At 50.6% G+C, this 13,857-nt stretch carries 18 protein-coding genes, 1 tRNA gene and 1 pseudogene; 11 read left to right on the forward strand and 9 right to left on the reverse strand.

Annotated features, from left to right (window positions below; translation table 11 throughout):
• The first annotated feature begins 186 nt into the window (after positions 1-186).
• Positions 187-441 (forward strand): colicin immunity domain-containing protein, encoded by a 255-nt coding sequence (locus ACX8ZY_RS08155; RefSeq protein ID WP_223565367.1) that lies wholly within the window; start codon positions 187-189, stop codon positions 439-441.
• Between the two features lie 434 nt (positions 442-875).
• Positions 876-1,208 (forward strand): DUF6572 domain-containing protein, encoded by a 333-nt coding sequence (locus ACX8ZY_RS08160; RefSeq protein WP_158131605.1) that lies wholly within the window; start codon positions 876-878, stop codon positions 1,206-1,208.
• A gap of 476 nt (positions 1,209-1,684) precedes the next feature.
• On the opposite strand, the gene ACX8ZY_RS08165 is transcribed toward ACX8ZY_RS08160, so the two are convergent.
• A complete protein-coding gene (locus ACX8ZY_RS08165; protein WP_061703831.1) occupies positions 1,685-2,065 on the reverse strand; it encodes a YidB family protein in 381 nt (126 codons plus the stop codon).
• A 26-nt stretch (positions 2,066-2,091) separates the two neighbouring features.
• Positions 2,092-2,352 carry a GlsB/YeaQ/YmgE family stress response membrane protein gene (locus ACX8ZY_RS08170; RefSeq protein WP_010670865.1) on the reverse strand — a complete coding sequence of 87 codons (261 nt, stop codon included), beginning with the start codon at positions 2,350-2,352 and terminating at the stop codon, positions 2,092-2,094.
• 157 nt (positions 2,353-2,509) lie between these two features.
• Between ACX8ZY_RS08170 and ACX8ZY_RS08175 the strand changes: the two genes are divergently transcribed.
• Positions 2,510-2,767 carry a LysM peptidoglycan-binding domain-containing protein gene (locus ACX8ZY_RS08175; protein WP_158131606.1) on the forward strand — a complete coding sequence of 86 codons (258 nt, stop codon included), beginning with the start codon at positions 2,510-2,512 and terminating at the stop codon, positions 2,765-2,767.
• Between the two features lie 245 nt (positions 2,768-3,012).
• Here ACX8ZY_RS08175 and ACX8ZY_RS08180 read toward each other — a convergent pair.
• The 3 genes from ACX8ZY_RS08180 to ACX8ZY_RS08190 form a co-directional block, all read right to left on the reverse strand.
• Positions 3,013-3,088, reverse strand: a tRNA-Asn gene (locus ACX8ZY_RS08180).
• Between the two features lie 103 nt (positions 3,089-3,191).
• A complete protein-coding gene (mtfA, locus tag ACX8ZY_RS08185; protein ID WP_171820333.1) occupies positions 3,192-3,968 on the reverse strand; it encodes a DgsA anti-repressor MtfA in 777 nt (258 codons plus the stop codon).
• Between the two features lie 179 nt (positions 3,969-4,147).
• A complete protein-coding gene (locus tag ACX8ZY_RS08190) occupies positions 4,148-4,825 on the reverse strand; it encodes an ASCH domain-containing protein (RefSeq protein WP_010247721.1) in 678 nt (225 codons plus the stop codon).
• A gap of 611 nt (positions 4,826-5,436) precedes the next feature.
• On the opposite strand from ACX8ZY_RS08190, the gene ACX8ZY_RS08195 reads away from it, so the two are divergent.
• Positions 5,437-6,141 carry a phosphohydrolase gene (locus tag ACX8ZY_RS08195; protein WP_158131607.1) on the forward strand — a complete coding sequence of 235 codons (705 nt, stop codon included), beginning with the start codon at positions 5,437-5,439 and terminating at the stop codon, positions 6,139-6,141.
• Between the two features lie 71 nt (positions 6,142-6,212).
• The gene (locus ACX8ZY_RS08200; RefSeq protein WP_010247717.1) at positions 6,213-6,494 is read left to right on the forward strand and encodes an Arc family DNA-binding protein; all 282 of its coding nucleotides are present in this window, start codon (positions 6,213-6,215) and stop codon (positions 6,492-6,494) included.
• Between the two features lie 279 nt (positions 6,495-6,773).
• Here ACX8ZY_RS08200 and dcm read toward each other — a convergent pair whose 3' ends face one another.
• Entirely contained in the window at positions 6,774-8,150 is a 1,377-nt protein-coding gene (dcm, locus tag ACX8ZY_RS08205; RefSeq protein ID WP_158131608.1) for a DNA (cytosine-5-)-methyltransferase, read from the reverse strand.
• A gap of 190 nt (positions 8,151-8,340) precedes the next feature.
• On the opposite strand from dcm, the pseudogene ACX8ZY_RS08210 reads away from it, so the two are divergent.
• The 5 genes and pseudogenes from ACX8ZY_RS08210 to ACX8ZY_RS08230 all read left to right on the forward strand — a co-directional run bounded on the left by ACX8ZY_RS08210 (position 8,341) and on the right by ACX8ZY_RS08230 (position 10,607).
• Positions 8,341-8,821, forward strand: a pseudogene (locus ACX8ZY_RS08210) (very short patch repair endonuclease).
• Between the two features lie 52 nt (positions 8,822-8,873).
• Positions 8,874-9,149: a hypothetical protein gene (locus tag ACX8ZY_RS08215; protein ID WP_010247711.1), complete on the forward strand. Its 276-nt coding sequence runs from the start codon at positions 8,874-8,876 to the stop codon at positions 9,147-9,149.
• A 10-nt stretch (positions 9,150-9,159) separates the two neighbouring features.
• Positions 9,160-10,071: a DUF808 domain-containing protein gene (locus ACX8ZY_RS08220; protein WP_158131609.1), complete on the forward strand. Its 912-nt coding sequence runs from the start codon at positions 9,160-9,162 to the stop codon at positions 10,069-10,071.
• A gap of 33 nt (positions 10,072-10,104) precedes the next feature.
• Positions 10,105-10,236, forward strand: coding sequence for a hypothetical protein (locus ACX8ZY_RS08225; RefSeq protein ID WP_003854444.1), 132 nt, complete (start codon positions 10,105-10,107; stop codon positions 10,234-10,236).
• Between the two features lie 191 nt (positions 10,237-10,427).
• Positions 10,428-10,607, forward strand: a complete 180-nt coding sequence (locus tag ACX8ZY_RS08230; RefSeq protein WP_010247703.1) for a YodC family protein — start codon at positions 10,428-10,430, stop codon at positions 10,605-10,607.
• Positions 10,608-10,693: 86 nt separating this feature from the next.
• Here ACX8ZY_RS08230 and ACX8ZY_RS08235 read toward each other — a convergent pair whose 3' ends face one another.
• From ACX8ZY_RS08235 to ACX8ZY_RS08245, 3 genes are all read right to left on the reverse strand, one after another.
• The gene (locus ACX8ZY_RS08235; RefSeq protein ID WP_010247700.1) at positions 10,694-11,914 is read right to left on the reverse strand and encodes a glycosyltransferase family protein; all 1,221 of its coding nucleotides are present in this window, start codon (positions 11,912-11,914) and stop codon (positions 10,694-10,696) included.
• 30 nt (positions 11,915-11,944) lie between these two features.
• Positions 11,945-12,736 (reverse strand): mannosyl-3-phosphoglycerate phosphatase-related protein, encoded by a 792-nt coding sequence (locus ACX8ZY_RS08240; RefSeq protein WP_336999365.1) that lies wholly within the window; start codon positions 12,734-12,736, stop codon positions 11,945-11,947.
• A 352-nt stretch (positions 12,737-13,088) separates the two neighbouring features.
• A complete protein-coding gene (locus ACX8ZY_RS08245; RefSeq protein ID WP_010247694.1) occupies positions 13,089-13,322 on the reverse strand; it encodes a DUF2525 domain-containing protein in 234 nt (77 codons plus the stop codon).
• A 316-nt stretch (positions 13,323-13,638) separates the two neighbouring features.
• Between ACX8ZY_RS08245 and ACX8ZY_RS08250 the strand changes: the two genes are divergently transcribed.
• Positions 13,639-13,797 carry a YqaE/Pmp3 family membrane protein gene (locus tag ACX8ZY_RS08250; RefSeq protein WP_010247691.1) on the forward strand — a complete coding sequence of 53 codons (159 nt, stop codon included), beginning with the start codon at positions 13,639-13,641 and terminating at the stop codon, positions 13,795-13,797.
• Positions 13,798-13,857: the final 60 nt, after the last annotated feature.

Consider the following 13,857-nt stretch of genomic DNA (forward strand, 5'->3'; position numbering starts at 1 on the left):
AGCTACTTTTGAAAAAGGTACTTATGGCTTTGTGAAATATTCGAAATTGTAATTTAATCCGACAACGAACAATGCTGTTATTATTGATAAATCCGGTGAGTTTATCACAGGATTTAAAGTGTAGTCGGGAACGCCGTAATACGATGATTTCATGAAAAACGGAGTGTTACGATGAGTTGTTTGCTAATGGATTTTTCTAAGGCGTTTGTCGATGGAAGATTGTCGGCGGATGTGTTTTCAGAAGCTTATATTGAGCTTTGGCGCTTAGAGCGTGATAATAAAAACATGCTTAACTATGAATTTAAAACAAGTGAAAATTTATCGAGTATATTTTGCTTGGCTGATTTGTATAATCCACATGATGATCGTGAAGATTATGAGTTTAGCGAAGATAAATTAAGAGATGAGGTGAGGAGATTAATTTATCTTAATGTGGAATGAGCTCCGATCTGAAGGGCTTGAAATTTGTATCAGTCATCTCGCTAAATGCCCGTTATCACGCTTGAAGTTCGGTGCAATACTGGTGATGTGCCTCGCGATTGGAAATTTTCGCCACCTTCTTCCTATTGATATTGAGAGTAATGCGCTATGTGCTCCAGAGGTTAAGAAAAGTCAGGGTATGAAATGGTGGTTATTGTATCTGTATGGAAAAAGAAACCTCAGGTGGAGATTTAAAAGCATAATGGATGTTCCCTGTAAGCACTTACCTTGATCAACGCCACTTCTCATCAACGACTAATCTAAAAAAAATGTCGCTATGCCATTAAGTAATATTACCGTGGTATGAGCAGGTAAGTCCAGTTTTGAAGGTGGATCTCAAATACCACCTACAAAAGTTGAAATTATTAGACCGGATAAAAAAATCAGGATTAAATATGTCTATACAAGATGTAAAAACGATTGACTCTATTGGTATACCGAACGATAGCCAGGATACCGTAAGCTTGGCAATTTCAGACCATCTTGTATGGGGTGAGCCAATTGAAGAGCATTTATACACACTACAGGAAAAAATAAATTCCTATGTGGCCTTTATCGAGAGTGGTGAATTATATGATGCTTTTCCTGAATCAAAAGGAAAGTCGGTAAAAATAATTGAGGTGTATTTTAAATATAATCTTCCAGAACAGGCTTTTTATTTCCTGAAGCAGGTTTCTGATATGCTTAAGAGTATAAATATAGGCCTAAAATATAAGGTGTTACAATAATGCTTTCTCGCTCTGGGTAAGATTTTTCAATAGGTTAATTAGTGAAATTGATTAAAAAACAGGTTGTAAATGGTAATTTTTCGCATCACAAGAGATCCCGGCCCTTGCGTCGGGATTTTTTAATTGTAGTCACTAATGCTCTCCTCTTGTTATTATAATTACAGTTTTCTAGACAGTCATAACTTTTAATTATGCTGCGCGGATGATAACTGCTCCTTACACCCAGTTGCTTTTGATAATGAGTTCGTCTTTATTCAGTATACAATTCACCCCCATTTCCTGCAAATGCTTGCCGCGTGCGATATTCATTTACAGCGTAGGTTTATAAACAAAATTAATTCTTAGGATTTTGCTTCATATTACGGCAGGAATTTTTTTAGTCTATGTGTTTAACAACTTTATTCAATTCTCCCAAACACAAAAGATAAAAGCCCAATACTTAAGTAGCAGGCTTTTATCTTTCACTAGCATCATGCTTAGTGCATTAACTGACTCACCAGTCCGGTAAGATCAGCCTTTTTATCCACGACGCCCGCCGTTGACGCTTTATCCACCAGCTGCGGCAGATATTTCGCCAGCAGATTCAGTGCATCGCTGGTGTTGATGCCCATCCGCGCAGCCAACTGCTCAATCGCCTCAGAGTTAATCATCTTCTGCACCAGGTCGCTGCTCAGCGCAACGTTCTGCTCATCACCCAGCCAGGAGTTAACGACCTCACTATACTCGCCGCTCTGCAGGTGACCCACAATAGTATGTAAACCACCTTGCTGCTCAACCCACTCCAGCACACCTTTCACTTCCTGGCTGGTCTGATTATTCAGGCCGCACATGGCCAGTACTGTTTCCAGTAAACTCATTCTGTTATCCCCTTTAACGTAATCTGTTAAGACTGTTTACACGCTCTGATTTTATGAATGACAAACAGCACAATAATTGAACCCACGGTGGCAATGCCAATGCTGTAAATATTGAAGCCATCGACCTTGCCAAAACCCAGAGCGGTACTGACTACACCGCCAATCAGCGCACCGATAATACCCAGAATAATGGTCATGAAAATGCCCATATGTTCTTTGCCTGGCATAATACATCTGGCGATAATGCCGGCAAGTAATCCGAATACAACCCATGACAATATACCCATCATTAATATCCTCTGTTTTTATATTAATTACAGCAACGTTTAGCAGTGGTTTAACCCATGAATTAAAAGCAGGTGTATCGTACGCCGCGTAGTGTTTGCCTGGCAATCCTGTTTTCTTTATTAAACTAAACGTATCAGAAACGATAGGGGAGTAAATATGAGCATTCTGGATAATATTAAAAATATAGGCGATGAGTTGTTACATGCTGTAGATAAAAATGTTGAAGATAAGTCTGTAACCGCCGCAGGGAGTAATCGTACATATACGGTTAAATCAGGCGACACGCTCAGCGCCATCGCAAAGCAGTTTTACAATGATGCGTCCCAGTATATGAAAATCTTTGAGGCGAATAAAAACATTCTCAGCAGCCCGGATAAAATTGCACCGGGTCAGGTACTGACCATTCCTGCGTAATAATTCGTCTATAGTATCAGCCAGCTGGCGCAAATATTGCCCGGCTGGTTTTTTATTTAAAGCCAGCTCTTTATAACACCATGACAGGGTTGCGCCAGACAGCCTGCGTTGATTCAGACTTAACGGTGGTCTCGGTAATAGCAGCCGCAGACGAATTGAGATGAGCAGTCAGACAGGAAGAGAAAACGGGGATCGCTGAAAAGCAAAAAACCCGCTCAGGTTTCCCTGAGCGGGTTTTTCTAATCTGGCTCCTCTGACTGGACTCGAACCAGTGACATACGGATTAACAGTCCGCCGTTCTACCGACTGAACTACAGAGGAATCGTGTGAACGAGGCGAATATTAACGGCGTCGCTCTAAGGTGTCAACAGCAAAAAATACATTATCATTCAACTGGCTAGCTTTAACGCAAAGCGATCGTGATTTAAGCAGTTTGCGCAGTGTCAGCGGCGATTCTGGCCAGGGGATCCTGCTGGTAAAACTGGCGCAGATGCTGATACATGGCGGGAAAGCGTTCGGCCAGCAGAACCGGAGCCGTAAAGAAATATTCAGAGAGCACGGCGAAGCACTCAGCGGGATCGCTGGCGGCGTAGGGATCGATCGTGGCGGCCTGCTCACCCACCAGTTCAACTTCACTCTCAATCTCCGCCATCGCGGCACGCAAATCCTTCTCCCAGAGTGCGACGTCACGCAGCGACATGACCGGAATACCGCTGGTGTAACCGCTGCCGCGGGCATCCAGCTTGTGCGCAACTTCGTGGATCACCAGATTAAAGCCGGAGAGATCGAACGAGTCCTGAATATCGAGCCAGTTGAGTACGACCGGCCCCTGCGTCCAGCTCTGCCCGGCGTGAACCGCAGGCGCGCTGTGAACCAGCCCATCGTCATCCTGCCACTGATCGTCGACCTCGAACGGCTCGGGATAGATCAGCACATCGTGGAAACCGTCCAGCCACTCCAGGCCCAGTTTCAGCACCGGCAGGCAGAACAGCAGGGCGATCCGCACACTGCGCAGTTCATCCAGCTGAACACCGTCGAGCGGCACCAGCTTTTTCTGTTGCAGAAAGCGCTGCGCCAGCTCAACCAGCGCCTGCTGTTCAGCCTCATCCAGTTGGCTGAATATCGGCTGCGCCAGCCCATGCTGCCATGGCAGCGCGGCCAGTGTGGCGTCGTTATGCGTTTTCCAGGGCCATTTAAACATCGCAACTCCCGCACAGAACCGGACTATTTCGCTATCCTGACGCGCCAGACATAAAAATGCCAGCATCGAAAACACCATGCTGGCACTGTTCATCTGGCGACAGGGCTAAGGGCCGTCTATTCAACCCGTTAGCACGGTCGTTGTCTGTGATTCAGCCCGCAAAGCGTGGGGCCGGGGCTTCAGTTGCGCTCAATACGATGAAATTCAATCACCCACACCCAGGGATTCACTTCCCAGCTGGTCGCACCATACTGTTTTTCCCAGGCTTTACGGTACGCCTCTTTGGGCGATTCAGAATTGACGTTCATGGTGAAAAAGTTGTTGAGGAAGTGCGAATCGGTCTGCACACCTTCCGCCATAATGTCATCTTCACTGATGTCCTGAATTTTCTCGGCGCGCACGCCGGTAATCTCCAGATTGATGCGGCTGGCCCAGCGCGGCATATGAATGGCGGTTTGCCAGCCAAACTGTTCTGCTTCCGGCGTGCTCAGTGCATGCTGGCCCAGCTCGTTGCTGTCTGCACGATACTGGCAATATTCTGGCTGGCGGAAGGGCGTCGGGTCGCGTTCATAATCGGCCAGATACTGCTCGGGTACCATCGGGCCACGCCAGGTTTCACGCACCCAGAGCACGTCACCCGGTTTACCGTAAGGACACTGATAGCTGATGTCCGTCATCGACATCATTTTATAACCATGCAGATGATTAGCACTCACATCGAAAGCGTGTACGCCCTCGTGATGATCCTGTCCCGGACCGAAAGCCTGAGTTTTCATAATGCGCCGGGTTTGCGTTTGCTGGCCAACCAACAGGGCACGAACACGCTGTTCGGAAAAAAGAATCGGCCGTTCTTTCATGGATTACCTCTTTTTATTAGTAGAACCCGGTTGCTGCTGTAAAAGTCCATTTGCTTCACATCTGAGAGTTATCATAAAAGCTTTAAATCATTTTGCTTAATAATTTGTAGGCTGACTGTCACTGTATAATTGTCACTTTAGTAGTTAAAAACCAGCAAAATGCAAAAAGCGCACCAAAGCTTATCACGCAACTGGCAAAAAGCGACGAATAGCCCGGATACAGTACGTTATAACCGTAAAAATAGGAACCTTTTCAGACTTTTTCACCTGTCATAACGTGCAGTTTTACACTTAATCGCGTGACAAAAAAACGCTGAGCTTGAGGCAGGAAGTTGGTTAAGATCGAACCAAACATTACGCCTGTTAAACTAATTTTCTTAGCAGCAATTCACTGAGGAAAGACTGAAAACAGCCGAAATTGCGGTTATTGTGTAACAGAGATGCTATACAGATGATCCAGATCTCATTTTTCTGCCCGGAATCGCTGGCAGCGCCGCTCTTTTCAACTGCACTGTAAAAAAAGTGTCATTAGCCAGTCGCTATGATGGCTTGCCGTTTGCGCACTGATCGCGACAGAAAAACTGCTGTCGATCACTACAGGGAGATAGATTATGTCACTCACACTCTGGCAATCTCGCTATGAAAGCTGGTTTCAGGCGAACTGGATCCACGACGACGGCGCGCACGATATCGCCCATCTGCGGCGTGTCTGGATAAGCGCACAGCGAATCATGAACGGCACGCCCGCAGATCCGCTGGTGGTGCTGACCGCCTGCTATTTTCACGATGTGGTGAACCTGCCGAAGAATCATCCGGAACGCCATCTCGCCTCTACCTATGCCGCGACGGAAACCCAGCGCATTCTGCAGCAGGATTTTCTCGATTTCCCGGCTGAAAAGATTGATGCCGTGATGCATGCCGTTAAAACCCACAGTTTCAGCGCCGGCATACCGCCTCAGACGCTGGAAGCTAAAATTGTACAGGATGCTGACCGGCTGGAGTCGCTGGGCGCGATCGGGCTGGCGCGGGTCTTCTACACCGCCGGTGCGCTGAATCGGCCATTATTCGACAGCCAGGACCCGCTGGGTAAAGATCGCGAACTGAATGATGTTAAGTGGACGCTGGATCATTTCCAGAAGAAGTTGTTGCGTCTGCCGGAAACCATGCACACCGAAACCGGCCGCATGCTGGCTGAACATAACGCCGATTTCCTGGTGCGCTATATGGCGAAGCTTTATGCCGAGCTGCAGGGCAATCTGGTGGGAATGGATGAGGGTGTGCTGCGGGACTTCACACCTTTACAAACCGAATATTAAATTTTTGTGACAGTATGTTAATCGAAACGGTCATCCGGTAGCGTGTAGCAATAACAAAAAGGAGCTGCCCGATGACTGAAACTGTTAATTTAACAATTAAAATTGATCCTGAGCTGAAAGAAACGATTAAACAGCTGGCGCTGGAAAATCAGATTTCGATGAGCCAGGAGATTGTGCAACGTTTGCAGGCCAGTCTGGAAACGCATCCACATCCGGCGATTGATAATCAGGACATCACAGAAGAGGGGACTGAGGGATCCAGTGCCGCTGACGTGAAGACCGACGCATTAAGTGCAACAGAGCTGAAGCAGATTCGGCTGCTGCTGAAGAAGCAGAGCAAGAAGAAGAAATAAAACAGAAACCCGTCGCCAGACGGGTTTTTTCATTTCAGGGTTTGCTGAAACCGGCTAAATCTGGCCGCAACTCAATACCTCAGCGCGCAGGGAACAGGGTCAGAGAAGGAAAGCGTCCCGCGCCAGGGACGGCGCGGGCCGAGCGGTCATGGATGACAGTTTTTGCGTCTTTCCGATCTGACCCTGTTCCCTGAGCAGGCTCGATCTCACCGCTAATCTGGCCAGGTTTTACAGGAACCTGAAACCCGTCGCCAGACGGGTTTTTTCATTTCACGGTGCTTACGACTTCAGCTGACGAATATGTGGCAGTAACAGCTGAGCCACCGCTGCAAACACAGGCACCACCACCGAGTTACCAAACTGCTTATAAGCCTGAGTGTCCGAAACCGGAATGCGGAACGGCTCGCGGCCTGGCACATCAAAGCCCATTAGGCGGGCGCACTCGCGCGGGGAAAGGCGGCGTGGCCGACGCGCCATGTTATCGGCATCCTGAAACTCCGCTTCGCCCAGCGCACTGTCCCAGCCGCGATCGATCAGAATCTCTGAGCCATCTTTGTAGTAACGTGCTGACAGCGTACGCACGCAGCAGTCAGGATTACGCGGATCGTTGAGGCCAAAGCCAAAGCCATTACCTTTGGCTTTATGTTTTTTCGCATACTGGTAGAGGTAGCGCCAGAGCACCGGTGACAGGATATATTTGTCGTCCGGCGCACTCTCCAGCAGGCTCTGCAGGCTGGGTACCTGCGCCGGGTAGAAACGGCGGATATCGCGCAGCGTAAAATCCTGCTTTTTCAGGTCACGGCGAATACCCACCAGCACAATGCGTTCGCGATGCTGCGGCAGGAAGTGACGCGCATCGATCACTTTGGCATCCGGGCTGCTGGCACCCGCATCCGCAACGTCATAGCCCAGCTCATCCAGCGTCTCCATGATAATGGCGAAGGTGCGGCCCTTGTCATGACTCTTGAGGTTTTTCACATTCTCCAGCACAAAGAACGGCGGCTTCTTGGCTGCCAGGATACGGGCCACATCGAAAAACAGCGTGCCCTGTACCTGACACTCAAAGCCATGTGCACGACCCATCGCATTTTTCTTGCTGACGCCCGCCAGCGAAAAGGGCTGACAGGGAAAACCGGCCAGCAGCACCTGATGATCGGGGATCGCCGCATCAATCGCGCGGTATATCGCTTCATCGTCGGTCAGACCTTCCGGCTGGGTGACCTGGCGGATATCGGTATTGAAGTGATGCTCAAGCGGATCGCTATAGTGGTTGGCTTTGTAAGTGCGGACCGCCTCTTTATTCCATTCACTGGTGAATACGCATTTGCCACCGATTGCCTCGAACCCCTTACGAATGCCGCCAATACCGGCAAAGAGATCGATAAAACGAAATTCAGGATTATCATAATGGGCGGGACGGGTCGGCAGCAGCCCCTGTAACAGCGACAGTTCGGCTTCACACAACGGTGGCAGGGTGGTTTTACCCTGACGAATCCGGTTCAGGAGTGCCGGCGTCCAGCAGGAAAATCCTGCCTGCTGCAGGCGGGCCGTGAGATCACGAACCGAATAGATTGCCAGCACCTGCTGAAAGAGTTCAGACGCATCAGCAGATGAAAGTGCAGCAGAGAGTGGTTCAGCGAGGGCGGCGGGATGCATGCGTTTTTCCTTAACAGTAAGGTGCCTATGCTATCACTCCAGACGCTGTGAGGAAATTGCCTGGATGTGCCCTGTGTCAGCCCCCCGGAATGTTCTGTTTTTGCGGCGCACTGTGTGAAGTCGTCGGGCGGCGGCTTTCACTTTTCGTGGCGCAGGCTAAAGTTGAAGTACCAGCAAAAAAGGAGAGGTTATGGCTGATGTTCACTCCAGCGAAATACGCAGCAAAAATATGCGTGCCATTCGCGCTCAGGATACGGCCATTGAGCAACGTATTGCGCTGCTGCTGAAAGATCGGGGGTTCAGCTTTCGCGTGCAGGATAAAAACCTGCCGGGACGGCCCGATTTCGTTCTGACAGAACATCAGGCAATTATTTTTGTTCATGGCTGCTTCTGGCATCGTCATCACTGCTATCTGTTTTAAACTGCCAGCGACACGCACAGAATTCTGGACCGGAAAAATCAACAGCAACGTTGAACGTGACCGGCGTTATGTGCGCCAGCTGCAGGAGAGCGGCTGGAAAGTGCTGATCATCTGGGAGTGTGCGCTACGTGGCAAACTGCGCCTGACGGATCAGGACCTGCTGGAGCGGCTGGAGGAGTGGCTGCTGGCGATGCCGGAGAGTGCCGAAGTCGACCATCAGGGCATTCATCATTACAACGCCGATTGCTAATCACAGACATAATTGGTTAGATCTGCGCTTTCTCCGTGGCCAGGAGCCTGAAATGAGCAGCATAAAACTGACGGTAAAACGCCTTTACCAGATTCGTGACGAGCGGATGGTGAATACCAAAGCGACCGCGCGGGTTTACTGCGGCGACAGGCTTGTCGCCACGGAGGAGATCACCGGCATGACCGAAAGCCCGGTCAGCAAATATCTGCATGCTGAAGGAGCAGCAGGCGAGACGGTGCGGGTAGAGTGGGATTGTGAGGGCATCGCCGAGATGACCGTTACGGAAATTGAGCGCTGCCCATGTTGTCAACATAACGAACCAGACTAAGGATAAGATTTTGGCGGGAACCAGTTTACTGACTTTACTTGATGATATTGCAACACTTCTGGACGATATTTCCGTCATGGGGAAAGTGGCGGCGAAAAAAACCGCTGGCGTACTGGGCGACGATCTGTCGCTGAATGCTCAGCAGGTCAGCGGCGTGAAAGCCAATCGTGAGCTGCCGGTAGTATGGGGCGTTGCCAAAGGATCGTTTCTTAACAAACTGATCCTGGTGCCACTGGCGCTGATTATCTCCGCGTTTGCGCCCTGGCTGATTACGCCGCTGCTGATGATTGGCGGTGCCTATCTCTGCTACGAAGGCGTGGAGAAGGTGATGCACACTCTGCAGCATGACAAGCAGAGCAAATCACCGGAAGCGCGTCAGCAGCGACTCGATTCGCTGGCGAATCAGAATGCGGCAGAGTTTGAGAAGAAGAAGATCAAAGGCGCGGTGCGCACCGATTTTATTCTGTCAGCCGAAATTGTCGCGATTACCTTAGGCATCGTGTCGGAATCGCCGCTGCTCAACCAGGTGATTATCCTGGCGGGCATCGCAATTCTGGTTACGGTAGGCGTTTACGGCATCGTGGCGGCCATCGTCAAAATTGATGACTTCGGATTCTGGCTGCGTGAGAAACCGTCTCGCCTTGCGCAGGGGTTGGGTAGCGTGCTGTTGGCTGCCGCACCCTGGCTGATGAAGATCCTCTCGGTGGTCGGCACCATCGCCATGTTCCTGGTCGGCGGCGGGATTGTGGTGCACGGCATCGCACCGCTGCATCATCTGATCGAGGAAGTCAGCAGTGGCTTCAGCGGCTGGATCGCCATGCTGCTCAGCAACGGCGCCAACCTGGTGCTCGGCTTTATCATTGGGTCGATCGTGCTGTTAGTGGTCAACCTTATTGCCAGAGTGCGCGGAAAATCGGTATAAAGCGCACTGTGATTTACGGTCAGGAGAATGACGATGAACGACGACATGTTTGAATTTGATATCGACGCACAACTGGAGCAGGCTGAAGCGAAAGCAGAGAAAAAAGCCAGCGAAGTGCCGGATGATCTCGGCGACGAAGCCGATTGCGAAGGCTGTAAAATCTGACGTCAGCGTCAATACTTCATCAAAGCGGATAAGTTTTTTTATCCGCTTTTTTTATTTTCCGCATATCCAGCTGATTAATTCCGAATTTGCCCTTTTTTTGCGTGCCTTAACAGGCAAGGGGCGGCTTTGCCTGCTATAAAGAAAATAATCACTCAGGTTAATAACACTCAGGTTAATAAAAGGAGCGCATCATGGTTTTCGCAATCAGTGAAGAAGTACAGCATAAGGAAGAGGGGCAGACGATGGTGGTGACCGGCTACGCGAGTGGCATGGTGGAGTGCCGCTGGTATGATGGCTATGCCGTGCGCAGCGAAGCCTTTCGCAGCGATGAACTCTGCGCTTTGAATCCCGCGCAGCAACTGGCGGGCTGACAGCATCAGGCCTGTGGGTTCTGCGACCCGCCAGGCCCGGTTTTTGCTTTTCTGTGGCCCGGCACACTCCCTGTGCCGCCCTGTTTTCAGACGTTACCGTCGTTATCCTCTTCAACCGCCTGATAGATCCGCTGCAGCACATCCGGGAAGGCTGACTGGACGCGACTCCAGCTCGGTATAAATGGCTTATCGTTAGGGCGCTCAATAAACGCCTGACCCGCTTCCAGAATCGACTGGGTAAACATCTCTACCGCTGCCTCTTCCACATGCTGATCAAACTTCAGCCCGTTCATCGCCGCCTCATGGTTATAGGTCTCCATCATATCCAGCGCATTACGATAATAGGTTGCCTTCAGCACCCGGAACGAGTCGCTGGTCAGGGGCACACCCATGGTGGCGAGCTTACGCAGCAGTGACTGGACGATATCGCTGCTCATGCGCTTCAGGCCGCCGGTGCCGTCATCTTCAGCCAGCGGCTGATGCTTGTGATCGTAGTTATCAGCGATCTCAACCTGACACGACTGGCGGGTGGTGTAGTTACGGTAAATCTCCGACAGCACGCCAATCTCCAGCCCCCAGTCGCCGGGGATTTTAATTCCGTTCAGCACATGCGTCCGCATGGCGAACTCCCCGGAGAGCGGATAGCGGAAGCTCGACAGATACTCCAGGTATTCTGAATGGCCATAAACTTTCTGCAGCGATCGTAGCAGCGGCCCGACCAGCAGACGTCCCACGCGGCCGTTTAGCTTGCCATCCGCGACGCGCGCGTAGAATCCCTTACAGAACTCATACTGAAACGCCGGGTTCGCCACCGGGTAGAGCAGGCGTGCCAGCATTCCGCGCTCATAGGTGACGATATCGCAGTCATGCAGCGCGACACAGCTGGTACGGTCTGACGCCAGCGTATAGCCGGTGCAGAACCAGACGTTGCGTCCTTTGCCGGGATTAGTGGGTGACAGACCCTCTTTATCCAGCTCGGCATCAATCGCCTTCAGACGCGGACCATCGTTCCACAGAATGCGATGCCGTTGCGGCAGACGGGAGAAAAACTCGCGGGCAAACAGGAACTGGTCACGGTCAGCACGATCCAGACCAATCACAATTTCATCCAGATAGGGCACTTTAGCCAGCTCATCGACGATTTTCGTCAGCGCCGGGCCTTCAAGTTCGGAAAACAGCGATGGCAGGATCAGCCCCATTTTGCGTTTGCGGGCAAAGCGTACCATCTCTTTTTCCAGCGACTCCACGCTACGGTGGGTGAGGTTATGAAAGTTGGTGATTACGCCATTCTGATAAAAGTCACTCATCGCATCATCCTTTTAATGCCCGTGGGCAGCTCATTGAGGTTGAGTCAAAAAATAGTCCAGCCCTTCACGCCAGCCCTCAGGGCCATGGTGAGCTGTGTGATAGATCTGCTGCTGATCGGATCGGCTGAGTGTCACCGGTGTTTTACTGTAGCCCTTAATTACGACCGCATAATCAACCGCATCCAGCATCGGCGCATCGTTAGGGCCGTCACCCAGTCCGATGGTCACGCGTGCCTCACCGGGTGAATGCGCCAGCAGCCAGCGCAGGGCTTCGCCTTTGCCGCTGCCCGCAGGCATCACATGCCAGAAACGCCCGCCCTGGGTCAGCGCCAGGCCCTCTGCACGCAACGCATCATGGAACTGCTCAAACGCCTCGTCACTGTCGCGCCAGACAATCACTTCTGACGCATCGCGCTGACGCGACAGTTCTGCATCCGCCTCACTCAGGCCGGTCATTGCGGCCACTTCCGGATCAGAGAAGTCATGAAAGCCGGTAAAACGGTACGCTGTTTTCAAGGCAGCCAGCCGCTGGCAGATAGCGTCATAGGTCAGGGTGTTATCGGGCAGGCGGATACGCTGCTGATCGTGCGTTTGCACCACGGCACCGTTTTCAGCAATAAACGGTGAACCACTGATGCCAAGCCTTTTTTGCAGCGGAATAATCTCGGCTGCCGTTTTACTGGAACAGATCACCAGCGGAACGGCGTACTGCTTTAACGTGGTGAGCCATTCGGTGGCCGCATCCCAGCGATAGGTATGATGGTCGAGTAACGAACCATCCAGATCGGTAATTATCATTAACGGCTGGTGGAGATCGGGCATTTACAGGCTCCTTTCATCACATTCGCGGCTAAAGCGGCGATTTTTCAATATTATAGTTGAATATGGCTCACACTTTTTTTCCTGCCACGCTGGCTGGAAATCCAGGATAATTCTTAAAACGAAACCGCAGTAAAAGTGAGTATGCAAGAAGTGTGCAGGGCTAAGTGACTGGCGGGCGCGGTGTTTTTGGTAACAGCCGCTCCATAATTACCCGATCGGTTGCAGAAACGTGCATATCTGATGCTTGTTTCGGAGTCGGGAAAGGGTAATCTGCAGAGGTGTTAAGAATTCCCTGGTGTAACGAATTGAATTTTTACCCGGCCTTCCCGCCGGGTTTTTTTTGAAATCGATTTCAGCGGTTCGCTTCATAGGCGCGATAATCACAAATATCAATTTCAAACGCCTCCGCCAGTTCGCTATAGGAGTGGAAAACCCGGCCTTCTACTTCCAGCCGTGGCGTCTGATCCTGCTCCATATACTCCCGTACCTCTCCCGACGTTCTGGCCTGAATCGCCGCCAGTAAACCTTCGACATCAATCTGCAGATCGGATGGCTGAGCATCGCCGTGCTGTTTTTCGTCTGTCATTTTCTGACTCCTGAGAGCAAACAGAGTAATCAGTATAGAACGCAGGGCAGAAAGGCGGGAGCGAAGAGATCGCAGGCAAAAAAAAAGCCCGCGCTGCGCGGGCAAAATCCTTGTTACTTTCAGGTTGGCTGCACCTATGGGGTGGCGCAGTGAGAAGAGTTTAAAGGCCTGACGCGTAAGAAGTCTTGCGGTGAAATGTTAAGGAATTGCAAAAGTTTCTCCTTACTCAGATTTACCTGACTTTTCGACTAAACAGAGCAGATTCAGCTATAGTTAACGATAAAGCTGATTTTTATCAATACCTAAAGGAATGGTTATGGACATCTTACGAATTATTATCGCTATTCTGCTGCCACCACTGGGCGTGTTTATGCAGGTTGGTTTTGGCGGCGCCTTCTGGCTGAATATCCTGCTGACACTCTGTGGTTATATCCCCGGTATCATCCATGCCGTCTGGGTCATTGCCCGCCGCTAACGCGCTGCATCGCCACGGTTCTTCGTTTAGACTGTACTCAGTCAATAATCTGGAGAACCG

The organism is Pantoea sp. XAF26B01_ASV70 (assembly GCF_054512635.1).